General features: G+C 72.6%; 20 protein-coding genes. 9 read left to right on the forward strand and 11 right to left on the reverse strand.

Going from position 1 to position 21917, the window contains the following annotated elements; all coding sequences use genetic code 11:
- The first annotated feature begins 5 nt into the window (after positions 1–5).
- Positions 6–275: a hypothetical protein gene (locus tag AB0C21_RS01505; RefSeq protein ID WP_149257711.1), complete on the forward strand. Its 270-nt coding sequence runs from the start codon at positions 6–8 to the stop codon at positions 273–275.
- A gap of 86 nt (positions 276–361) precedes the next feature.
- Here AB0C21_RS01505 and AB0C21_RS01510 read toward each other — a convergent pair whose 3' ends face one another.
- Entirely contained in the window at positions 362–1792 is a 1431-nt protein-coding gene (locus AB0C21_RS01510) for a hypothetical protein (protein ID WP_500202139.1), read from the reverse strand.
- A 227-nt stretch (positions 1793–2019) separates the two neighbouring features.
- Here AB0C21_RS01510 and AB0C21_RS01515 point away from each other — a divergent pair, with 227 nt between their 5' ends.
- Positions 2020–3222: a lysylphosphatidylglycerol synthase transmembrane domain-containing protein gene (locus AB0C21_RS01515; protein ID WP_500202140.1), complete on the forward strand. Its 1203-nt coding sequence runs from the start codon at positions 2020–2022 to the stop codon at positions 3220–3222.
- 129 nt (positions 3223–3351) lie between these two features.
- Positions 3352–3897: a flavin reductase family protein gene (locus tag AB0C21_RS01520; RefSeq protein WP_500202141.1), complete on the forward strand. Its 546-nt coding sequence runs from the start codon at positions 3352–3354 to the stop codon at positions 3895–3897.
- On the opposite strand, the gene AB0C21_RS01525 is transcribed toward AB0C21_RS01520, so the two are convergent.
- The 6 genes from AB0C21_RS01525 to AB0C21_RS01550 form a co-directional block, all read right to left on the reverse strand.
- Positions 3875–5095: an ROK family transcriptional regulator gene (locus tag AB0C21_RS01525; RefSeq protein WP_500202339.1), complete on the reverse strand. Its 1221-nt coding sequence runs from the start codon at positions 5093–5095 to the stop codon at positions 3875–3877. The genes AB0C21_RS01520 and AB0C21_RS01525 overlap by 23 nt on opposite strands.
- Positions 5095–5853, reverse strand: coding sequence for an ATP-binding cassette domain-containing protein (locus AB0C21_RS01530; RefSeq protein ID WP_149258063.1), 759 nt, complete (start codon positions 5851–5853; stop codon positions 5095–5097). Before AB0C21_RS01530 ends, AB0C21_RS01525 begins: the two co-directional genes overlap by 1 nt.
- Before the next feature lie 235 nt (positions 5854–6088).
- Positions 6089–7372, reverse strand: a complete 1284-nt coding sequence (locus AB0C21_RS01535; protein WP_500202142.1) for a sugar ABC transporter permease — start codon at positions 7370–7372, stop codon at positions 6089–6091.
- A gap of 11 nt (positions 7373–7383) precedes the next feature.
- Entirely contained in the window at positions 7384–8169 is a 786-nt protein-coding gene (locus AB0C21_RS01540) for an ATP-binding cassette domain-containing protein (RefSeq protein WP_500202143.1), read from the reverse strand.
- Between the two features lie 119 nt (positions 8170–8288).
- Positions 8289–9365 carry a sugar ABC transporter substrate-binding protein gene (locus AB0C21_RS01545; RefSeq protein WP_149257716.1) on the reverse strand — a complete coding sequence of 359 codons (1077 nt, stop codon included), beginning with the start codon at positions 9363–9365 and terminating at the stop codon, positions 8289–8291.
- 505 nt (positions 9366–9870) lie between these two features.
- On the reverse strand, positions 9871–10164 hold the full coding sequence (locus AB0C21_RS01550; protein WP_500202144.1) for a hypothetical protein: 294 nt from the start codon (positions 10162–10164) through the stop codon (positions 9871–9873).
- A 175-nt stretch (positions 10165–10339) separates the two neighbouring features.
- Between AB0C21_RS01550 and AB0C21_RS01555 the strand changes: the two genes are divergently transcribed.
- Together AB0C21_RS01555 and AB0C21_RS01560 are read left to right on the forward strand one after the other, a co-directional pair.
- Positions 10340–10969, forward strand: a complete 630-nt coding sequence (locus tag AB0C21_RS01555; RefSeq protein ID WP_500202145.1) for a hypothetical protein — start codon at positions 10340–10342, stop codon at positions 10967–10969.
- A gap of 58 nt (positions 10970–11027) precedes the next feature.
- Positions 11028–13556 carry a M14 family zinc carboxypeptidase gene (locus AB0C21_RS01560; RefSeq protein ID WP_500202146.1) on the forward strand — a complete coding sequence of 843 codons (2529 nt, stop codon included), beginning with the start codon at positions 11028–11030 and terminating at the stop codon, positions 13554–13556.
- Between the two features lie 58 nt (positions 13557–13614).
- Here the strand turns inward: AB0C21_RS01560 and AB0C21_RS01565 are convergent, their stop codons facing one another.
- Positions 13615–14289: a hypothetical protein gene (locus AB0C21_RS01565; RefSeq protein WP_500202147.1), complete on the reverse strand. Its 675-nt coding sequence runs from the start codon at positions 14287–14289 to the stop codon at positions 13615–13617.
- 100 nt (positions 14290–14389) lie between these two features.
- Between AB0C21_RS01565 and AB0C21_RS01570 the strand changes: the two genes are divergently transcribed.
- Positions 14390–15460, forward strand: a complete 1071-nt coding sequence (locus tag AB0C21_RS01570; RefSeq protein WP_149257720.1) for an Rv1352/Rv1906c domain-containing protein — start codon at positions 14390–14392, stop codon at positions 15458–15460.
- Between the two features lie 179 nt (positions 15461–15639).
- Entirely contained in the window at positions 15640–17346 is a 1707-nt protein-coding gene (locus AB0C21_RS01575) for a LamG domain-containing protein (RefSeq protein WP_500202148.1), read from the forward strand.
- Between the two features lie 54 nt (positions 17347–17400).
- Here the strand turns inward: AB0C21_RS01575 and AB0C21_RS01580 are convergent, their stop codons facing one another.
- The gene (locus AB0C21_RS01580; protein ID WP_500202149.1) at positions 17401–17988 is read right to left on the reverse strand and encodes an HAD family hydrolase; all 588 of its coding nucleotides are present in this window, start codon (positions 17986–17988) and stop codon (positions 17401–17403) included.
- A gap of 127 nt (positions 17989–18115) precedes the next feature.
- On the opposite strand from AB0C21_RS01580, the gene AB0C21_RS01585 reads away from it, so the two are divergent.
- Positions 18116–18781 (forward strand): TetR/AcrR family transcriptional regulator, encoded by a 666-nt coding sequence (locus AB0C21_RS01585; protein ID WP_500202150.1) that lies wholly within the window; start codon positions 18116–18118, stop codon positions 18779–18781.
- Here the strand turns inward: AB0C21_RS01585 and AB0C21_RS01590 are convergent.
- Positions 18768–20909 (reverse strand): MMPL family transporter, encoded by a 2142-nt coding sequence (locus AB0C21_RS01590; RefSeq protein WP_500202151.1) that lies wholly within the window; start codon positions 20907–20909, stop codon positions 18768–18770. The genes AB0C21_RS01585 and AB0C21_RS01590 overlap by 14 nt on opposite strands.
- A gap of 275 nt (positions 20910–21184) precedes the next feature.
- On the opposite strand from AB0C21_RS01590, the gene AB0C21_RS01595 reads away from it, so the two are divergent.
- A complete protein-coding gene (locus AB0C21_RS01595; RefSeq protein WP_149257725.1) occupies positions 21185–21415 on the forward strand; it encodes a hypothetical protein in 231 nt (76 codons plus the stop codon).
- 183 nt (positions 21416–21598) lie between these two features.
- Here the strand turns inward: AB0C21_RS01595 and AB0C21_RS01600 are convergent, their stop codons facing one another.
- Positions 21599–21898, reverse strand: coding sequence for a Dabb family protein (locus AB0C21_RS01600; RefSeq protein WP_149257726.1), 300 nt, complete (start codon positions 21896–21898; stop codon positions 21599–21601).
- Between the last annotated feature and the right edge of the window lie 19 nt (positions 21899–21917).

The following is a 21917-nucleotide window of genomic DNA, read 5'->3' on the forward strand; positions in this document are numbered from 1 at the left end:
GAGTCATGAGGGCACGCGAGCCGGGTGAGTCCCGCGACTTCCGCGAGGACATGGACGACATGGGCGACAACACCCAGGACGAGCAGATCGCCCTGACCGAGGAGTACGTGAACGACCCTCCCGAGGACCTGCGGATCGAGGAGCCCGAGGAGAGCCGGGACGGCCTGGGCATCACCGAGTACGAGCGGGAGGCCCGCGGGGAGCACGACGAGGAGCGCCCCGCGCCGATGAGGGCCGCCGAAGAGGACGCGGTCAACCCCACCCGCAGGCCGTGAACACCCGCAGGCCGTGAACATTCGCAGGCCGTGAACGCGGCGGCGCCCGCACCGGGCCGGTGCGGGCGCCGCCGGGGCCCGCCGGGCTAGGGCATGCCCGGCTTCTGCAGTTCCTTGCGGTAGATCCAGAACAGCATCCGCTGGCCGGGGCGTTCGGTGATGCCCCAGATGCGGTGGCCTCCCGAGTACGGGTCGAACGCCAGGGACTCCCCGCCGATCGGCCCGACCACGTGGAACGGCCCGTTCCCGTCGCCGTCGCGATCGCTGTAGACGCTGCCGGGCGAGGCGCCGTTGGAGACGTCGTAGTAGAGGGTGTCGCCCGTCCCGCTGTGATAGACGGCGGCTCCCTGGACGTGGGTGAGGTTCGTCCCGAACACGGTCGTCGAGGTCACCCGTCCCGACCCGTCGGTCTTCAGCGACCCGTCGGCGTTGAGGGGCCAGCGCACCGCGCGCATGGGCCTGGCGGACGTCACCCCGCCCTCGATCTTGTACTCCGCGGTGAGCAGGCTCGCGGGCGAGGTCGTCGGGTCGTAGGTGACGGTGCTGAAGCACAGGTCCTTGTTCCTGGCGGACGGCACCACGTCCCAGGCCGGGCAGGCCCCGGTGTTCTCGGGCCGGTACATGCCGGTCTGGAACAGGGCGTACTTCTCGTTGTGCGCGTAGAACCGGCCGTCGGCGCCCACGCCCAAAATGTTCTGGCCTGTCGCCACCCGGTAGGTGCGGCGGACGTCGTACACGCGCAGACCGGACGTGTCGGCCGTGTAGAGGAAGTTCCCGGCCAGCGCGACGCCGCCCTGGTGCTGCTTGGCGTCGTCGACGCCCTTGACCGAGACGGGCCCGGCCGGGGAGTTGGCGGGCGAGACATCCTGGACGGCGAGCTTCCCGCCGGCGGTCACCGTGGGGATGGCCAGCGTGACCGGCTGGTAGGCGCCCTTGGCGTCCACCCGGGGGCGGGGCCCCACCGTGACGCGCGACCCGTCCGTCACCCAGTCGGACCCCGACCTGTGCCGGTGGTACCAGCTGAGCGCCACGCCGTCGAGCTGCGCCGTCCGGCTGATGGCGACGCCCTGCGGGATCCAGTACTGGCTGCTCTTGTCGCCGTTGTCGAAGCACCACGCACCGAGCGTCACCTTCGCGTCGACGGCCTTGACCGCGTCGTTGGATCCGCAGCCGCTCTTCCAGGTGAGGCCGTTCGCCGCGCCGGCCGCCGCCGCCGCGAGGTCCTTCTGCCGCGTCATGCCGCGCGCGGGGTCCGCGGCCATGGCGTCGAGCTGCCTCAGGGCCTCCGCCGGGACGGGGGCGGCCTTCAGGGTGAACGACACTCCGGGCAGGGGCGCGGTGTCGCCGGGAGCGGCGGCCGCGGCGACGGCCGAGACCGCCAGGTCGCGCGTCGCCCCGGACGGCGGTGCCAGCGCCACGGCGACGGCGAGCGAGGCGGCGCCCGCACCGAGGCCGATCGCGGCCGTTCTTCCGCGGGCGGCCTTTCCGCGGCTCGGCGTCCTTAGGCGGGGGGACATGGAGTCCTTTCCGTGGAGGCGGGCAGGAAGTAGGACAGAACGGAGATGTTAGACACCGCATGATCATCTGTCAGAGCGTTGTGAAAGGTTCCTGATTCCGCCCGCCGACCCTCCGCCCGCGCCGGGCGTGGCGCACGTCACTTTGCGGTTCGTTTTCCACCCCGGGGGAATGTCTTAGCCGGGCCATAGGTTGCGCAATGCGGGCGAGCTTGCGAGGTGACCGGGACATGTACGAGGCAGTCACGGCACCGGTCCGTCCCCCGGCCGAAGCCGACCCGTTCCCGCTCCGGGAGGAGCCCGACGAGCAGGCCCCGCGGCGCCCGTGGTGGCGGCGCAAGGCCGGTCTGATCGTCCAGTGGGCCCTGATCCTCGGCGCCCTCGCCGCGCTCCCCCTGTACCGCGACGAGCTTCCCGACTTCGGCACCATCTGGACCGCCGTGACGCACGCCGACCCGGGCTGGCTGGCCGTGGTCGTGCTGGCCGTGGCGGGCTCGATGGGCGCGTTCGCCCGGCTGCAGCGCCGGCTGCTGCGCGTCGGCGGGCTGCGGATGCCGCTGCGCCGCGCGTTCGCGATCACCTACGCGGGCAACGCCCTGTCCACGACGCTGCCGGCGGGGCCGGCGGTGAGCGTCGTCTACACGTTCCGGCAGTTCCGCCGCGCCGGCGCCTCGGCGCAACTCGCCACCGCGGTGATCCTGGCCGGTGGCGTGATCACCACGTCGGCCTACTCCCTGATCGCCCTCCTGGCGCTGGTGGCCGACCCGCACGCCCGCGGTATCGCGCTGCTGGCCCTCGCCGTCCCGCTGGTCCTGGCCGTCCTGCTGGTGCCCGCGCTGCGGTGGCGCCCCCTCCGCGCCCTGCTGACGGCCCCGCTGCGCCGCGGCTACCGGGCCGCGCTCGCCAACCCCAGGATCGCCCCGTACGCGGAGCGGCTGGCCGGCGTCCGCGACATCCTGCGCCCGACCCTGCGCGACTGGGCCGCACTCATCGCGCTGGCCCTGCTGAACTGGGTGTTCGACATCCTGGCGCTGCTGTCGGCGGCGCACGCGGTCGGCATCCAGGTGGCCCCGAACGGCGTCGCCCTCACCTACTTCGCCGCCCAGGCGGCGGGCAGCCTGCTCCCGCTGCTGCCCGGCGGCCTCGGCGCCATCGAGGGCAGCATGGCCGCCTCCCTGGTCGCGTTCGGCGCGACGCTGTCGCCCGCCGCCGCGGCCGTCGGCCTCTACCGGCTCGTGTCCTACTGGGCCGTCGTCGCGGTGGGCTGGATCGCCTGGGCCGCGCTGCACGAGGGGCCGCGCGTCCCGGCCCGCGCCAAGGCGTGGCTGGCCGGTACCGGCCGCCTGATCGTCGATGGCATGTCCGCAGTGGCGTTCCTCACGCCCTATGCCGCCGTCCCGGCCCAGACCCCCGCCGAGGCGCCGCGCCCGTAGGCTCCGCCTCCGTCCGGAGACCGACGACCCGGCGGGACCTTCGACCGAGATCGCCGTCCCGGGGAATCAGGGCCCCGCGACAAGGGCTTTAGTGGTCGTCGACGTACCCCCGCCACGGAACGGACCACCATGCACGGATCGCCCGACCGCTCGTCCGGACCCTCGGCGACCGGCCCCGGCCCGGCCGCGTTCCGCTCGGTGCTGAGCAGGTTCGCGACCGGCGTGGTCGCCGTCACCGCCATCGACTCCGCCTCGGGCCTCCCCGCGGGCCTGGCCGTGAACTCGTTCACGTCCGTCTCCCTCGACCCGCCCCTCGTGGCGTTCTGCGTGGCGCACACGAGCAGGACGTGGCCGATCCTGCGCGCCTCCGACCGCTTCTGCGTCAATATCCTCGCCGCGCCGCAACTGGAGGTCTCCGAGCAGCTCGCCTTCGGCAGCGGCCCCGAAAAGTTCACCGGCGTCGACTGGACGCACGGCCCGGGCGGCGCCCCGCTGATCGAGGGCGCCCTGGCGTGGATCGAGTGCTCGGTGGAACAGGAGCACACGGCCGGCGACCACCTGCTCGTCGTCGCCCGCGTCCACGACCTCGCCGAGCACCACGACGGCGATCCCCTGGTCTTCTACCGGAGCGGTTACGGCGCCTTCACGCGCTTCACACCGTCTCGGGGGCTCTGAGACGGGCCAGGACCTGGACGGGGTCGGCCAGGACCTCGGCGAAGGCGAACTCGGCCGCTCCCACCAGGGTGGTGTCGTCGCCCAGGGCGGCGGTGCGGAGCTTCACCTTCTCCCTGGGGGCGGCGAGGGCGCTGGTCGCGAGGACGCTGCGGATCTGGGCGGCGGCGCCCAGGTAGATGTCGCGGAGCGTGCCGCCGAAGATGACCAGGCCGGGGTTGAAGACGTTGACGAGGTTGGCGACGCCGAGGCCGAGCCAGGTGCCGACGCGGTGCAGCGCCTCCCGGGCCGTGATGTCGCCGGCGTCGGCGGCGGCGACGATGTCGCGGACCGCGTCGCGCCCGGCCTGGCCGGGGATCTCCTCGCGGCCGGCGTGGGCCAGCAGCGTCCGCTCCCCCACCTCGGCCTCCAGGCAGCCCTTCGAGCCGCAGGCGCAGGGCCGGCCGCCGGGGTTGATCACCATGTGCCCGATCTCGCCGCCGAAGCCCTCGTCGCCGCCGAGCAGCCGGCCGTGCGCGATGATGCCGCCGCCGACGCCGACGTCGCCGTGCAGGTAGATGAGGTTGTCGCAGTTCACCCCCGCGCCGCGCTCGTGCTCGGCGAGGGCGCCGAGGTTGGCGTCGTTGCAGACCGAGACGGGGATGCCGAGGCCGAGGCGGCGGGACAGCGCGTCGCCGAGCCGCAGGTCGCCCACGTCCAGGTTCGGCCCGAACATGATCGTGTCGTCGGAGCGGCGGACGGTGCCGGGGAAGCCGAGGGCGGCCCCGACGCAGACGGCATCGCGCTCGGCCTTGCGGACGAGGGAGCGGGCGCCGGCCACCAGCACGCCCAGCAGGTCGCCCGGGTCGGCGTCGCGGGCCCGGACGCCCTCCCGGCGGTCCAGCACGACGCCGCCGAGGCCGACGCGCGCGACGACGAGCCGGTCGACGCCGACCTCGAACGCCAGCACGTACACGCGGGTGGACTCGGGCCGCACCACCAGGGACGGGCGCCCGGCGCGGCGTCCCGGCCCGCGCGGCAGTTCCTCGCGCACCAGCCCGGCGGTGGTGAGGTCGGAGGTCAGCGCCATGATCGTGCTGCGGTTGAGGCCGAGGGACTCGGCGAGCACGGCCCGGGACGCGGGGCCCCGCAGGTGCACGAAGCGCAGCAGCGTCCCGAGGTTGTGGCGCCGGATGTCCTCTTGTGACGGGCCCGCCTTCATCATCGGCGCAGCCCCAGCTCTCCGCTGGTCCCGGAGGTGATCAGCTCGACGACCTCCCGGTGGGTGACGTCGGCGGTGCGGACCTGCGCGACCATCCGGCCGAGGTAGAGGGCGGCGATCCGGTCGGAGACCGCGAACACGTCGTTCATGTTGTGCGAGATCAGCACGACGGCGAGGCCCTTGTCGGCGAGCCGCCGGACGATCTCCAGGACCTGCTGGGTCTGCGCGACGCCGAGCGCGGCGGCGGGCTCGTCCAGCACCACGAGCTTGCTGTCCCACAGGACGGCGCGGGCGATCGCCACCGTCTGCCGCTGCCCGCCCGACAGCGTCGAGATCCGCTGGCGGACCGAGCCCATCGTGCGGACGGCGAGCCCCGACAGCGTCGAGCGCGCCATCTCCTCCATGAGGGTCTCGTCCAGGGCGAGACCGCGCCGCTCCTCGCGGCCGAGGAACAGGTTCTGGACGATGTCGAGGTTCTCGCAGAGCGCGAGGTCCTGGTGGACGATCTCGATGCCCAGGCGGGTGGCGTCGCGGGGGCTGCCGACCCGCACCGGCCGGCCCTCGAAGCGGTACTCGCCCCGGTCGAACGGGTGGATGCCGCCGATGCACTTGACCAGGGTGGTCTTGCCGGCGCCGTTGTCGCCGACGAGCGCGGTGACCTCGCCGGGATAGGCGGAGAAGGCGACGTCCTGCAGCACCTTCACGGAGCCGAAGCTCTTGTCGATACCGCGCAGGTCCAGGACCGGCGTCACTGACATGCCGAGGGGCTCCCACCGTGCCACACCGCCGCCGCGCGCCAGGCGGTCGTGATCAGTGAGGGTATCAGCAGGATTGCCCGGCCCGATACCGCCGGAGGACCGCTCGGGGCGGTCCTCCGGCCAGGCCGGGGAGCCGATGTGGCGGGCCACCGGCTCCCCGGGCTCCCCGGCCGCGTTCATGGCTTCACCGTGTTCATGGCTTCACCGTGTTCACGGCGTCACCGCGCCCACGCGGTCACCGTCCCGTGCTGGAGCGGCGGCGCCGCGCCAGGGCGTCGATGCTCGCGGCGAGCAGCAGCACGACCCCGGTGATGAGGTAGCTCAGGTAGGCCTTGGTGCCGAGCAGCCCCAGCCCGTTGTCGATGAGCGCGATGACCAGGCCGCCGAGCACGGCGTCGCGGGCCTTGCCGCGCCCGCCGAACAGGCTCGTCCCGCCGATGACCGCGGCGCCCACCGCGTACAGCAGCGTGTTCCCTCCGCCCGCGTCGGTGGCGACGGAGTTGAGGCGGGACGCGGCGACGATGCCGCTGATCGCGGCCATCCCGGACGCGATCATGAAGACGGAGATCCGGATGCGGGTGACGTTGATGCCGGCCCGGCGGGCGGCCTCGGCGTTGCCGCCGACCGCGTAGATGTGCCGGCCGTAGGCGGTGCGGCCGAGCACGAACGTGCAGACCACGAGCAGGACGCCGACGAGCAGCACGCCCCACGGGATCCCGCCGAGGTCGATCAGCGGGCTCGGGGCGCGGTCCAGGCTCAGCACGTAGGTGCTGATCAGGAGCGCGGCGGCGACGACGGCGCACTGGGCGATCACGAAGCCCAGCGGCTTGGAGTGCAGGTTGCGGAGGTGCTGGCGGCGCCAGCGCAGCAGCAGCGTCGCGGTGTAGCCGACGACGCAGGCGACTGCGAGCGTCCAGCCGAGCCAGACCGGCATGTTCTTGTTGGACAGCGCCACGACGAAGTCGTCGCGGACCGGCACCGTGCCGCCCTCGCCGATGAGCCTCAGCGTGATGCCCTGGAGGCCGAGGAAGAACGCCAGCGTCACCACGAACGAGGGGATGCGCAGGAAGGCGACGAGCCAGCCGATCGTGGTGCCGATGACGATGCCGATCGCCACGGAGCTGATCACCGCGACGTACCAGGGCTGCCCCGCGTCGACGATCAGCTTGGCCATCACCGCCGCGCAGACGCCGCTGGCCACGCCGGCCGACAGGTCGATCTCGCCCAGCAGCAGGACGAAGACGAGCCCCATCGCGAGGATCGTGATGGGCAGCGCCTGCGTGGACAGGTTGGCGATGTTGCCCTTGCTGAGGAACGTGTCGGGCTTCAGGATCGTGAACAGCACGACCAGCGAGATCAGGCCGAGGACGGCGGGGAGCGCGCCCAGTTCGCCGGCCTTGATCTTGTACCAGTAGTCCAGCAGCGCGGACCTGGAGTCGTGCTTGCGCCGGTCGGTCGAGAAGTCCGAGTCCGCCAGCTTCATGGCGGTCTCCTTGCCGTTGGGGAGGTCGGTGGACACCTGGTCCCCTTTCAGATGCTCTCGGCGGCGGTCTGCGGCGCGAGGCCGAGATCACCGGAACGGCCGGCGGTGATGAGCTCCACGACCTGGCCGTGGGTCACCTCGGAGCGGGCGACGTCCGCGGCGACCCGGCCGAGGTAGAGGGCGGTGATGCGGTCGGCCACCTCGAACACGTCGTTCATGTTGTGCGAGATGAGCACGACGGCGTGCCCGGTGTCGGCGAGGCGCCGGACGAGGTCGAGGACCTGCCGGGTCTGCGCGACGCCGAGCGCGGCGGTGGGCTCGTCCAGGATCACGACCTTGGACTCCCACAGCGCCGCCTTGGCGATGGCGACGGTCTGCCGCTGCCCGCCGGACAGGCTCGCCACCTGCTGCCGGACGGACTTGACGGTGCGGACCGACAGGCGGGCGAGGGTCTCCCGGGCCGCCTCCTCCATGGACGGCTCGTCCAGCACGATGCCCTTGCGCCGCTCGCGGCCGAGGAACATGTTCTGCACGATGTCGAGGTTGTCGGCGAGCGCCAGGTCCTGGTAGACGACCTCGATCCCGAGTTCGGACGCCGTCCGCGGCCCGTCGATCGTGACGGGCCGGCCCTCGAACTCGATCCGTCCCGAGTCGACGGGGTGAATCCCGGCGATGCACTTGATCAGGGTCGACTTGCCGGCGCCGTTGTCGCCGACGAGGGCCATCACCTCGCCCAGCCGCACGGTGAAGTCCACGTCGTGCAGCACATGGACGGCGCCGAAGCTCTTGTTGAGCCCGGTCAGGCGGAGGACGGGATCTCCGTTTTCAGCCACGTGTTTCCTTCCACGGGTTCGGGCGTCATGCCCGTGGCGGGCCCCTGGCGTCCCGGGTTTCCGGGGACCCGGGGCGCCCTCAGCGGTGCGGGGCCCGCCACGAGGTCAGCGCGGGGCTCCTACTGGATGCCCGCGGTCTTGCACTTGGCCGCGAAGGAGCCCTTGCACAGGTCCTCCTTCTTGACGAAGCCGTCGTCGGTGACCTGCTTGACGTTGTCCTTGTAGACGCCGATCGGGGTCAGCAGCACCGAGGGGACGTCGCGCTTGCCCTCCGGGTCGTTCGTGGTCCCGTTGGTCTCGCCCTTCTCACCCTTGATGAGGGACACGGCGAGCTTGGCGGCCGCGTCGGCCTCCTGCTTGACCGGCTTGTAGACCGTCATGCACTGGGTCTCGTCCAGGATGTTCTGCAGACCCTGCAGGGTGGCGTCCTGGCCGGTGACGGCGACCTTGCCGGCCTGCTTGTTCTTCTTGAGGATCGAGATGACCGCGTTGCCGATGCCGTCGTTGGCGGCCAGCACACCGTCGATCTTGCCGTGCTGCTCGGTCCACATCTGCTCGAAGATCGTGGCGGCCTTCTCCGCCTTCCAGTCCGGGACGGGCTGCTCGGCGACCTTCTTGTAGGTGCTCGCCTGGTCGAGCACGTTGTGCGCGCCCTTGGCGAACAGCGTCGCGTTGTTGTCGGTCGGGGCGCCGTTGAGGTAGGCGATGTTGGCGCTCTTGTCGCCGAGGCACTTCTGCAGGCCCTTGCCGAGCTCCTCGCCGACCTTCACGTTGTCGAAGGAGACGTAGTAGTCGGCGACGCCGCCGAGGGTGAGCCGGTCGTAGTCGATGGTCTTGACGCCCTGCGCCTGCGCCTTGCGCTGGACGGCGGCCGCCGAGTTGGAGTCGATGCCGTCCACGACGAGGACCGTGACGCCGCTGGTGAGCATCTGGTCGGCGATCGTCTGGAAGCGCTGGGTCGAGCCTTCGGCGTTCTGGATGTCGTAGGCGACGCCGGCGGCCTTGAAGGCCTGCTCCAGGTACGGCCGGTCGAAGCTCTCGTACCGGACGGAGGAGGTGGTGTCGGGCAGGATCACGCCGACCTTGCCCTTCGAACCGGAACCGCTCTTGCTGTCGGAGTCGCCGTCCCCGCACGCGGTGAGGCTGAGCGCCGCCGCCGTCGTGACGGCCAGCAGGCTGAGGATCCCCTTGCGCATTGCCCGGGTCCTTTCTGGGGGTGGCCGCCGTGCCGCGGCCGGGGGGTGTAGCCGGTGCCGGTGAGCGAGATCACATGCTACCGACGGGAATGTTGTGTCCCGCAACTTATGTCGCGCTTGTCCGTCGCGCCAGACCTGGGACCGTGTTGATTTGTTGTCGGCGGTAACAATCACGTAACACGAGATCAACACGGGTGGAACACAAGGGGGCGGGAGGTGGGGGCGGGAAGGCGCCCGACGCCGCGCGGGCGCGCTCGCATGGGCCCAGGTCGGCGAAATGTTCCGCGGGTCAACATTCACCGCGGCCCGCGGTCACGGCATGGCTCACTCCGGCGGCACCGCACGCGCAGGGGCGGCGCCACCGCGATCCGAAGCGGCTCCGGGATCAGGCGGCTCCGGGATCAGGCGGCTCCGGGATCGGGTCGTTCCGGGCCCGGGCCGTCTCGCGATCAGGTGGTCTCGGGCAGGGTCGGGCTCGGGCCCTGCCCGGGCCGCGCGGCCGGGCTCAGGCGGACAGGACGCGGGCGACGCGGTCGGCCGCGGCGGAGGCGTCGGAGGCGGGCGCGATGCGCTCGGCCCACGACCACCAGTACCACCAGCCGTCCGCGCCCTGCTCCGCCAGGATGTTCTCGGTCAGGGCGGCCGCTTCCGGATTCATCACGTGCAGGCTGGGCGACTGGCCGCGGGGCAGGGTGAGACGCACCCGGAGACCGCGCTTGACCAGCTCCTCGCCGAGTTCTTCCAGATATTCGATCCGCGTCTTCGAGGGCGCGGCTGTTCCCGTGTCGTCAGGCGTCATCCTTGTTTCCTCACGGACTCCGTGCGGCCCGACGTGCGATTCAGCCTCCCTCTTCACCCGCCCGCGCGCAAGCACCCCGGCCTGTCGGCGGGGAGGCGGGCGGGGCGGGGCCGCGAGGGCGCACCGCGTTTCGGAGGTCGCCCGGACCCTATCCGGGATATCTTGCGCTTGGCAGATGAACCGGCAGATGGGGGCGACAATGACGGTGGGCGCGGGTGACCGGCCGGGACCGGGGCCGTCCGCCGCACCGGCCGGCGGCGGGGCGCGGGGCGGGCGGACGTGGCACCGGTTCCACTACGCGGTCGGCGTGTTCGTCGTCGCCTACGGCGTGGCGAGCCTCGCGACCGCGGTGGCGCTGTGGGGCGACCGGCTGGACGAGGTGGAGGGCTACTTCGGGTCCGGGCCCGCCACGGGGATCCTCGTCTTCGTCAAGGCGGTCGAGGCGCTGCTCGTGCTCACCGCCGCGGCGGGGGTGGTGCTCCGCCGCGACCTGCTCCTGGTCCCGCCCGTCGCGGGGTGGATGGCCGGGTTCGCGATGTTCGCCGTCCTGGACGTCTTCACCGGCAGGTGGGGCGGTCTCGTCGAGCACCTGGCCTACCTGGCGGGGTTCGTCGTCCTGCTCTTCCTGTCCTACGGGCTGAGCGCGAAGGCCCAGCTCGCGGGCGCGCCGAAGGAGCCCGCGCCGCCGGAGGGCTCCCCGCGTGGTCCGGGCGGGCTGACCCGGACGCAGGAGTTCGCGCTCCAGGCCATCAACCGGGCCGCCGCCCTCACCGGCCCGCGCCCGCGCCCGGAGAAGCGCGGCTGATCTTTCTTGGCAGAAGTTGCCCTTGGTGGCGGCTCCGGCCGGTGTCACGTTGTGGCTCATGAGAGCCCGAAAACTGGCACTGCCTGTGGTGATGGCGGTGTCCCTGGCGGTCCCGGCGTCGCTCGCCGCGCCCGCGCCCGCGGCCGCGCTGCCCGCCGCACCCGCGGCCGACTGCGACCCGACCCGGACCGCACCGGTCTACCGGGGCAAGGTCCCCTCCCCCGAACAGGTCCTCGGCTTCGACCTCGGTGAGCGGCCGGTCAGCGCCGCCGAGTCCGACACCTACCTGGAGACGGTCGCCGCCAAGAGCGAGCGCGTCGTGTCCGGGACGCTGGCCACCACCGCGCAGGGGCGTCCGCTGAAGTACGCGATCGCCGGACGGCCCGAACTGGTCTCCAAGGCGGGGCTGGCCAAGGTGCGGACGGAGGCCGGGCTCCTGCGCGACCCCCGCACCCCGGCCGCGCTCGCCAAGCGGATCACCGACCGCGGCGTCCCGATCCTGTGGGTCAGCGGCAACGTCCACGGCGACGAGCCGAGCGGCACGGACGCGGCGCTGCGGGTGCTGCGCGACCTCGGCGACCGCGCCGACTGCGCCGCGACCGGGATCCTCGCCAACGCGCTCGTGGTCGTCCTGCCGACGCAGAACCCGGACGGGCGCACGCTGGAGACGCGGCAGAACGCCTACGGCTTCGACATGAACCGGGACTGGTTCGCGCGCACGCAGCCGGAGACCGACGGCAAGCTCGCGATGCTGAACCAGTACCCGCCCGCGCTGTACATCGACGCGCACGAGATGGGCGGCGACTCCTACTTCTTCCCGCCGAACGCCGACCCGATCTACCACGAGACCCCCGAGCAGGCGGTCGGCTGGATCAACGACCTTTACGGCCCGGCGATGGCCGCCGAGTTCACGCGGCAGGGCATCGACTTCTTCAACCGCGACGTCTACGACCTCTTCTACCAGGGGTACGGCGACACGGTGCCGACCAGCGCGTTCCACGCCGCCGGGATGACGTACGAGAAGGGCGACGAGAGCCCGTACCCGGACCGGGTGAAGGAGCAGTACCTCACCCAGTGGGTGTCGCTGTCGGCGGCGGCGCGCAGCCGGCACCGGATCCTCACCGAGTGGCGGCAGATGACGGTCGACGCCTACGAGCAGGGCAAGGCCGGGAAGCTCGAGCCCAACCAGGTCTACAACCCGCCGAACACGGTCGACCGGCAGGTGCCCGACCGGAAGGTGCGGAGCTACTTCCTGCGCGACGACGACCCGGCCAAGCGCGCGGAGACCGCCCTCATCGTCCGGCGGCTGCAGCGCATGGGCGTGCGCGTCGAGAGGCTGGCCAGGCCGCTGGCCGTGCCGGACTACAAGGCGTACGGGCGCCCTGAGGCCGCGACGACGCTGCCGGCGGGCACGTACTGGATCTCGATGGCGCAGGGCCAGAAGCACTGGATCCAGGCCATGCTGAACGAGGACTCCTACACGCCGTTCCCGTACTTCTACGACGTGACGGCGTGGAGCCTGCCGCTGCTGGGGAACGTGTCCGGCGGGTCGTCCGGCGCCGTCCTGCACCCGCGGACCGCCCCGCTGCGGACGCTCCCGGCGCCGCGTCCGGGGCACGAGGGCAAGGCGCCCAAGCTGGGCGTCCTCCAGCTGTCGGCCACGTCGTCGTCGGCGCGGCAGTCGGCCGGGTGGCTGAGGCACCGCCTCGACCGCGACTGGAAACTGCCGTTCACGCTGCTCACCCCGGCTGACGTCGCGGCGGGCAAGCTCAAGGGCGTCGAGGTCCTGGTCACGCCGAACGGCCCGGCCTCGTCCGCCTACACGGCCCTCGGCGACGCCGGGCGCGCGGCGCTCCAGCAGTGGACGCGGGACGGCGGCCGCTACATCGGCTGGCAGGGCGGCACGCAGCTCGCGGCGCGTCTCGGCCTGACGACCGCGACGCTCGCGGAGCCGACGTCCGACGTCCCCGGCACGCTGTTCCGCGTGAAGGTGGACAAGGCGAGCCCGCTGGCGAAGGGCGTCGGCGCGACGGCGTGGAACTTCACCTCCTACGACCCGGTCATGAGGGCGTCCAGCGGCGTCGTGGTGTCGTACCCGCAGTCGGACTCGCCCGACTGGTTCGTGTCCGGGTTCGAGCGGGGCGGCTCCGAACTGGGCGGCACGGCGGCGGTCGTTGACCAGCCCGTCGGGACGGGCCGGTCCGTGCTGTTCGCGGCCGAGCCGAACTTCCGCGCGTTCAGCGACGGGACGGCCAAGCTGCTCTACAACGCGATCCTCGGCCCCGACCCGGCGAAGGCCGCGGCGCCGCAGGCCACCGCGACCGCGAGGGCGGCCCAGGAGGCGGCGCAGCTTCCGTCGTACGAGTCGCCGATCCGCGTGTCGGTCAAGGCCGCGGACGCCGCGAAGACCGCGTCGCTGCTGCGGTCCGTCGGAGCGGCGTGGACGCGCAGCGGCTCCGGCGGCGTCGTCCACTACGTGATCGACAACCCGCGCGGCCTGCCGCTGGACCACCACCCGTTCGCCGGACGCCTGCCGTCCCTGATCCGCAAGGCCGGGATCGCACCGGTCGCGGTCACGCTTCCCTGACCGTTCCGCGCGGTGCGCCGGCCCGTCCGGCGCGCCGCGCCCTGCCCTGCGCCGCGCCCTACTTCCGGACCAGCCAGGCGATCGCGGTCATCGTGCCGGGCGGGACCTCGGTGAAGCCGCCGTCCCGGACCGCGACCGCCGCCTTCTTCACGCACTCGCTCCACGGCACGTCCCGCGCCAGGCGGACGGGGGCGCCCGCCTCGACCCACGCCGCCACGTGCCTGCGGCGGCCCTGGCGGAGCAGCAACTGGGCGGCGTGCCCGCACTGGGCGGCGGCCTTCCCCGTCGTCATCGTCACGTCAGGGTTGAGCGCGATCGCCGCGTACGGGGGCTCGGGCGGGGGCGCCGGCTCCTGCGCCTCGGCCAGATCGAGGCCCGCGACCTGGAGCTTCGCCAGCTGGGGCGGGACGTCCGACACCGGTCCCGGCGGGAACGCCCGCACCTGCGCGCCCGCGTGCCGGACCGTGACGCCGGGCAGCGCCTCCGCCTCCGGCCACCGGACCCCGCGGGCCCGCCGCGTCACCTTCCTGATCCGGCGCGACTCCCACTCCCGGACGGCCTCCCGCCACTCCCCCTCGGGGTCGGCGGCGCGCGGGTCGGTCAGCAGCCGGACGACCGCGGTCGCCGCGGCCTCGCAGACCGCGCCGTGACTGGGCGGATCGGCCTTCTCGGCACGTACCACCAGTTGCATCGCCCACGGCGGATCGTCCAGGGGATCATAGTCGGGTCGCACGCGTGGAGTATTCCAAACCCCGTTCCGCTTCCCGGGAGCGGTAGTGGGTACTGCAACTCTTACCGTCCCCCGGACGTCGTTCAGGTACGGGAGGTCGCCGGTGACCAGTGGCGCATGGAGTGATTCCATACCGGGAGTCGGGACGTTCTTCGTCGGCATCGACGTCGCCCCCGGCCGCTACCGCTGCGAGGACGGCAAGGGCGGCTGGTGGGTGCGCTTCACCGGCCCGGGCGGAGGCGATCCCGTCGGCTCGTGGCCGCTGCCCGCCGGCCCCACCGAGATCGAGATCGCGCAGAGCGACTTCGCGTTCGAGACCCACGTCTCCACGTCCTGGCGGCGCATCGCGCCGCCGCGCGCCCCGGAGGACGGCGCCCCGGCCGAGCCGCGCCCCGTCGCCGACCCGGCGCTGCGCGCCGAGCTGGACACGATCGTCGCGCGCCGCAAGCCGCTGGTGTGGCTGGCGCCGCTGTCGGTGCTCGCCCTCGGCCTGGTCGGCTCCCCGCTGCTCGGCTCGCTGTGGCTGATCGGCCTCGGCATGCTGGCGGTGCTGGTCGCGCTCGGCACCCCGTCGGTCTCGCTGGACCTGCGGCGGGCCCGGGAGCTGGAGCGCCGCCGCGACCGCTACCTCGTCCCCGAGGACTTCGACGACGAGGGCCGCGTGCTGCTGGCGCGCGTCCAGGCGGCCGTCGACGCCGTCCGCGACTCCCAGGTCAACCGCGAGGGCCTGCTCGACGCGGTGGACAACGCCGTCACGCTGCCGCGCCAGGAATGGGAGATCGCGCAGGTCCTGGCGAAGCAGTCGAGGCTGCGCGCGGACCACGCCGAGATGGCCGAGACCGAGACGCTCCCGGAGGTGGAGGCGGCACTGCGGCCGCTGCGCGACAAGCTCGACACCTCGGTCGAGGCGGTGACCCGCCGCATCGAGGCCCTGGAGCGCTACGCGGAGCGCGCCAAGTCGGCCGACGAGGTCCTGCGCGCCCAGCGCCACCTGGAGGCGATCGCGGAGAAGGCGCACCAGTACGACGAACTGCTCGCCGACACCGTCCGCGACGACCTGGCCCTCCCCGCCATCGAGCGCCTGACCGAGCAGGGCGACGAACTCCTCCGAACCCTCCGCGAACGCCTCGCCCAGGCCGCCGAGGCAGGCGGAGAACTCCCGCCTCCCTCCTGAACCGCGCTCCCGCCCCCGGGCCGCGTTCGCACAGGTCCGGGTGGTTGCGCTTGTCGAGATTGTGATCTCCCCTGCACCCACAAACCGCCAGAAAGGTGTCAAGATCACAACACAACTGAAACCCGGCATGGACGGTGTTCCCTCCCCGCTGCGCCGCGTGCCGCGACCAGGAGGTGTGGATGCTTCCACGTCGAACCGTTCCGGTGCTGCTCGCCGCCCTCGCGGTGACGGTCCCGGCGTCCATCGCGGGGAGTGCGGGGACGGCGCTGGCCCAGGCGTCGATTCCGGCCCCCACCGTCACATCGGCCGACTATCCCGACGACGACGCCTGGCACGACGGTGTCGGGATCTACGGCGAGTTCACGATCGACGACCCCAGCGACCAGGCGGCGCGGTACTCGGTGTCCATCACCGGCCAGCCGGGCCTGGATCTCGCCACCCGTGACGGCGCGCCCGTGACCGTGGCGATCGCCCCCTACCGCAGCGGGCCCGTCTACCTGACGGTCCAGTCCTTCGGCCCGGCGGGCGAGAACAGCCCGACGACGAATTACCTGTTCCGGGTGAACGCGGGCAGCGCCCCGAAGGCGCACTGGAAACTCGACGAGCCCGCCGGGGCCCGCAGGTTCACGGCGGAGGCGCGGGAGGGCGACGACCCGGCCGTCGCCGAGGCGGCCGGCCTGATCTCCGCCGGCGCCGAGGGGCAGCTCGGGACGGCGGCGCGCCTGGACGGCGGCCACGCCGACACCCCGGCGCTCGTGGACACCGCCAAGAGCTTCACGGTGTCCGCATGGGCCAGGCCCGCGACGGACGGCGACTCCGTCGTCGTGGCGGCGACCGGGGAGCACAAGAACGCGTTCTCGCTCCAGTCGCGGGGCGGGCACTGGGCGTTCGTGAAGTCCGACGCCGACGCCCGCGGCGCGGCGATCAGGCGGGCCGTCGCGGAACAGCCCGTCCACCCCGGCACCTGGGCCCATCTGACCGGCTCCTATGACGCGACGCAGAAGAGGCTGCGGCTCTACGTGAACGGGGCCCTCGCGTCCGACGTCGCGTCGGGTGACCCGGCGTGGAGCGCGCAGGGCCCGCTGCGGCTCGGCGCCGGCGTCCGGCCCCGGGCGCACCCCTTCCTCGGTGATCTCGACGAGGTCCGGGTGTACGACCGGATCATCGTCCCGGCCGAGGCGGCGGCGCTCCCGAAACTCCCGAAGAAGGTGCACGGGCGCTGGAAGTTCAACGTCGACGGCGACGACGACTCCGCGCTCGGGAACGACATGGCGCTCCGGGGCGGGGCGGCGATCGACCCGAACGCCGGGTTCTCCGGGTGGGCGTCTCCGGCCGGACTGAGGCTGGACGGCACGGCGGCGTACGCGGAGACCTCAGGTCCCGTCATCCGCACCGACCGGAGCTTCACCGTCTCCACCTGGGTGAACACGGAGCAGATGCCGACGAGGGCTTCGACCCTCCTCTCGCTCCCGGGCCGGAACATCAACCGGTTCGCGCTCCGCTTCGTGCCGGGAGACGAGCCCGGCACGTACGCCTGGAAGTTGGCGATGGCCGACTCGGACGCAGCGGACGCGAAGGTCACCGTCGCCGAACACACGGCGTCCTCCTGGTGGTGGGATCACATCGCCGTCGTCTATGACGCTCCCACCAGGACGATGACCTTGTACGTGAACGGCCAGCCCGACGAGAACAGGTCGATCAAGAGCGGGGTCGGGGCGTTCGACGCCGGGGGCGCCCTCCAGGTCGGGCGTTCGGCGCTCGGCGACCCCGAGTACTGGCCGGGCGCCGTCGACGACGTGTGGGCGTTCCAGGGAGCGCTGGAGCAGCAGGACGTCGCCATCCTCGCGGGCGGCGTCGAGTTGGAGACCCCGGACCAGTTCGACTGAGGCGGCGTGAGCGGTGGCGGCTCTCCGGAGTCGCCACCGCTCGCCCGCGGACGGTCAGGCGGTGAGGGTGCGGACCTGGGACAGGGACGTGAAGAGTTCGGCGCGCATGCCGGTCTCGCGGGCGGCGAGGACGTTGCGTTCGTTGTCGTCGAAGAAGAGGACGTCGGCGGGCTTGACGCCGAGGGTCTCGGCGCAGATCTCGTAGGCGCGGGGGTCGGGCTTGGCGACGCCGATGCGGCAGGAGTAGACGCGCGCGTCGAAGCGGGCGAGCCAGGCGCCGTGCCGGGCCTCGAAGCGGGGCACCAGGTCGCCGATGATGTTGGACAGCAGCCCGAGCGTGCGGCCCCGGTCGGCCAGCTCGCCGACCAGGGCGACCATCTCCTCGTCGACCTCGGTCCAGCTGTCGAGGTCGGCCTCGACCAGCGCGGGGACGTCGGGGAACGCGGTGCCGAGCAGGCCCGCGACGTCCGCCCAGTAGGACGCGCTCTCCTGGCCGGCGTCGTAGGCGGGGCGGCAGGCCCAGTAGGCGTCCCAGAACGCGGGGCCGGGGTCCCCGGCGGTCTCCTCGATGCGCCGCACCGCCTCGGGCGTCTGGGTGCGGGCGATCACTCCGTACAGGTCGAACACGATCACATCGGGCATGCCCCCGAGCCTAATCGGCCGCCGCGGCCGGTCCCGGAACGGCAGGTAGCAAGCGCTTGTTGCAACCCGTACGCTGGTCCGGCCGCCGAATCGAGCAAGCGGTTGGGCGACACGGCATAATGAGAGGGTGACGACCACGAGCGCCAAGTCCGGACGATCGAGAACCCGCACCGGCGAGGACGCCCCCCGCCGCCGCGGCCGCGGAGCCCCCGCGCTGGCGTCCGAACGGCGCGCCCACCTGGTCAGGCTCGCGGCCGAGCTGTTCGCCGAGAAGGGGTTCCAGGCCACCACCGTCCGCAACATCGCCGACGAGGCCGGCATCCTGTCCGGCAGCCTCTACCACCACTTCGACTCCAAGGAGTCGATCGTGGACGAGATCCTGTCCGGGTTCTTCACCGAGGTCATGGCCGCCTACCAGGCGGTGATCGACGAGAACCTGGACCCGCAGGCCACGATCGCCGGGCTCGTCCGCGTCGCGTTCGGCACCCTGGAGCCGCACCGGGCCGCGATCACGGTCATGCAGAACGACTGGAACTACCTGCGGGGCATGGACCGGTTCGCCTACCTGACCAAGTCCGAGGCCGAGATCGAGAAGATGTGGGTCACCACGCTCCAGGCGGGCCAGGCGGAAGGGCTGTTCCGTCCCGACCTCGACCCGGAGCTGACCTACCGGATGATCCGCGACACGGTCTGGGTGGCCGTCCGCTGGTTCCGGCCCGGCGGCCGCCTGAACGCCCAGGGGCTGGCCGAGCACTACCTCAAGGTGATGTTCGACGGCATCAACCTGCACTAGCCCGCACGCTCGGCCGCTCCGGAGCGGCCGCCCGCGCGGGACGCGACGGCAGGATCCGCCGCAGCGGCCCGGGAAGCCACCAGTTCGCCTCGCCGAACACCTCCATCAGGGCCGGGACGAGCACCAGCCGCACGATGGTCGCGTCGATCAGGATCGCGACGCCCAGGCCGAGCCCCATCTGCTTCACGGCGACGTCCGCGCCGAGGAGCACCGACAGGAACACCATCACCATGATGGCCGCCGCCGCGGTGATCACGCGGGCGGTGCGGGACAGGCCGAGCGCGACGGCCTCGCGGGTGGCCACCCCCTCCTCGTAGATCTCGCGGACGCGGGACACCAGGAACACCTCGTAGTCCATGGACAGCCCGAACAGGATCGGGAACATCATCAGCGGCACCCACGTGGTGACGGGCATGTCCGTCGGGAATCCCAGCGCGCGCCCCGCCCAGCCCCACTGGACGACGGCCGTCAGCACCCCGTACGCGGCCGCGATCGAGAGCAGGTTCATGAGGGCGGCCTGCACCGCCACCGTGACCGACCGGACGAGCCCGACGAGCAGCAGCAGCGACAGGCCGACGACCACGGCGATCAGCAGCGGCAGCCGGGTGGAGACGCTCTCGGCGAAGTCGATCGAGGCGGCGTTCGGTCCGCCGACGTAGGCGCGGGCGCTCGTCCCGGCGACGGCGCCGGGGATGACGTCGTCGCGCAGCGTGTGGACGAGGTCGGACGTCCGCTCGTCGTGCGGGCCGGTCTTCGGGAACGCCATGACGATCGTGGCCTTGCCGTCCCGGCTGGGACGAGGCGGCTGGACGGCCGCGACCCCCGGCGTCCTGCCGACCGCGTCGGCGATCCGTCCCGTCTCAGCGAGCCCGCCGCCCTCGGTGACGACGATCAGCGGCGCGGCGGTCCCGGGCCCGAAGCCCTCCGCCATGATCCGGCTCGCCTGGTAGCCGGAGTGGTCGTGCGGCTGGGTGCTGGAGTCCGGCAGGCTCAGCCGCATCGACAGCGCGGGCACGGCGAGGACCAGCAGGACGGCGGCCGCGCACAGGCCGGCGAGCACCGGGTGCGCCTGGACGACCCGCGCCCAGCGCTCGGCGAGCGGACGGCGGGCCCGGCCGAGGCCCGGGACGCGGAGCCGGTCGATGGCGTGCCCGGCGAAGCCGAGCAGCGCGGGCAGCAGCGTCACGGAGGCGAGCATCGTCATCAGCACGGCGACGCCGGCCGCGACCGCGACGCCGTTGAGCAGCTTCTGCTGCATGACGAACAGGCCCATCAGCGCGATCACCACGGTGGTGCCGGCGAACAGCACGGCCCGCCCGGCGGTGGTGACGGCGGTGACCGCCGCCTCCTCGGGGTCCGCGCCGGCGTGCATCTCCTCCCGGTGCCGGGTGACGATGAACAGCGCGTAGTCGATGCCGACGCCGAGCCCGATGAGCGCCGCGACGATGGGGCTGAACGAGGGCGCGGGCAGCAGGTGCCCGAGCAGCATGATCAGCGCGAGGCCGGTGCCGATGCCGAACAGCGCGGTCACGATCGGCAGGCCCATGGCGAGCACCGACCCGAACGCGATCAGCAGGATCACGACGGCGGCGAGCACGCCGATGCCCTCGGACGGGCCGCCGCCCGGCGTCTCGGCGGCGTCCACCGCCGATCCGCCGAGTTGGATCCGGACGGGGCCGGAGTCGGTGCGCACGTCGTCCAGGAGCGCGATCACGTCGTCCCGGGGCATGTCGTCGGACGAGATGTCGAGGCCGCCCGTCGCGAACGCCGTCCTCCCGTCCCGGGAGATCTGTCCGGGCGCCTCGTAGGGCGACGACACCGAGGCGACATGCGGCGTCCTGCCGAGCCTGTCGATCGCCTGCTCGACCCGCGCCTTCACCCCCGGGTCCCGGACGCCGCCCTCGGCGCGCACCGCCAGCGTGATGGAGTCGCCGCTGCGCTGCGGGAAGTGCTCCTCCAGCAGGTCCGACGCCTTCGCCGCGTCGGAGCCGCCGCCCGAGAAGTCGTTGAGGGGCTCGGCGGCGAGGCCGAAGCCCAGCGCCATGACGGCGATCGTCCCGACGATCCAGCCCGCCACCGTCAGTCGCCGTCTCCGGTAGCAGAACCGGGCAAGTCTTGCGAGTCTCATGGGTACCGCCTCCGCGGACGCGCCTTCCGCGGTCGCGCCGCACCTGGGGGATGTGCTGTCGCGCCCAGCGTCCTCTCCGGGTCGGGCCCCGGGCATCCGGCGGACGGCCTCACCCGTGGGCGCCGGCTACATCTGGCGGCGTACATCCGGCGCGGTATCCCATGGTTCGGCGCCCGGAAGGCCCATAGTGTGCTTAGTCACGATTTGCCGAGTAGGGGTGACGCTTTGGTCCGTGGGGACGCTGGTACGGGAGAGGTCTACGGGGGGAGGGCGGCATGACGGCCGACCAAGGGGCCGCCGGTCGCGACGAGCCCACGCCCGCGGCCCTGCGCGCGGCCACCGCGCGCACCCTTCAGGAGCAGTTCCCCGGCGTGCGGGTCTGGTACGGCGAGGCGACCGGATCCTGGTGGGCGATGGTGCCGCTGCGCGAGGGCCCGCGGCTGCTGGAGGCGCCGTCCGCGCAGCAGCTCCGCGAGGAGATCATGAGTCTGCGCAGGTGGGGGTGACCTTGGCTCGCCGCCCGCCGGGAACGGGGCGCGATCCGTTCCCAGCGGGCGTCTCTGAGGAAACTAACCCGAAAAGTCTTTCAGCACAAGCGCTTGCTCGGTTTCGGTATCGGGCGGCCCGCCGGCGCCGCCGCGCTCTCCGCCGGGCCGCCCTCTGAGCTGGAGCGTTACATTCCGTACCGCTTACAACTCGTACTGGATGGACGCGCGCTCCGCCGTGATCGGCGTGATGTAGTCGTTGACCGTCGCCCGGTGCAGGGGGTTGTCGCGGTAGGCGAGGTAGGCGTCCCGGTCCGCGAAGTCCGCGACCACCGCGAAGTCGTATGCGCCGGGGTTGAGCCCCGCGTCCGCGCCCACGCTGTACTCCCGGATCTCCGGGATCGCGCCGGGCAGCCCGCGCAGCTTCGCCGCCACCTCGTCCTGCTGGCCGGTCGTCGTGCCTTCGATCCATCTGAACAGCGCTATGTGCCGGAAACCACTCATGGTCGGCACGCTACAGGCG

Source organism: Spirillospora sp. NPDC049024, from assembly GCF_040649235.1.
Classification (GTDB): domain Bacteria; phylum Actinomycetota; class Actinomycetes; order Streptosporangiales; family Streptosporangiaceae; genus Spirillospora.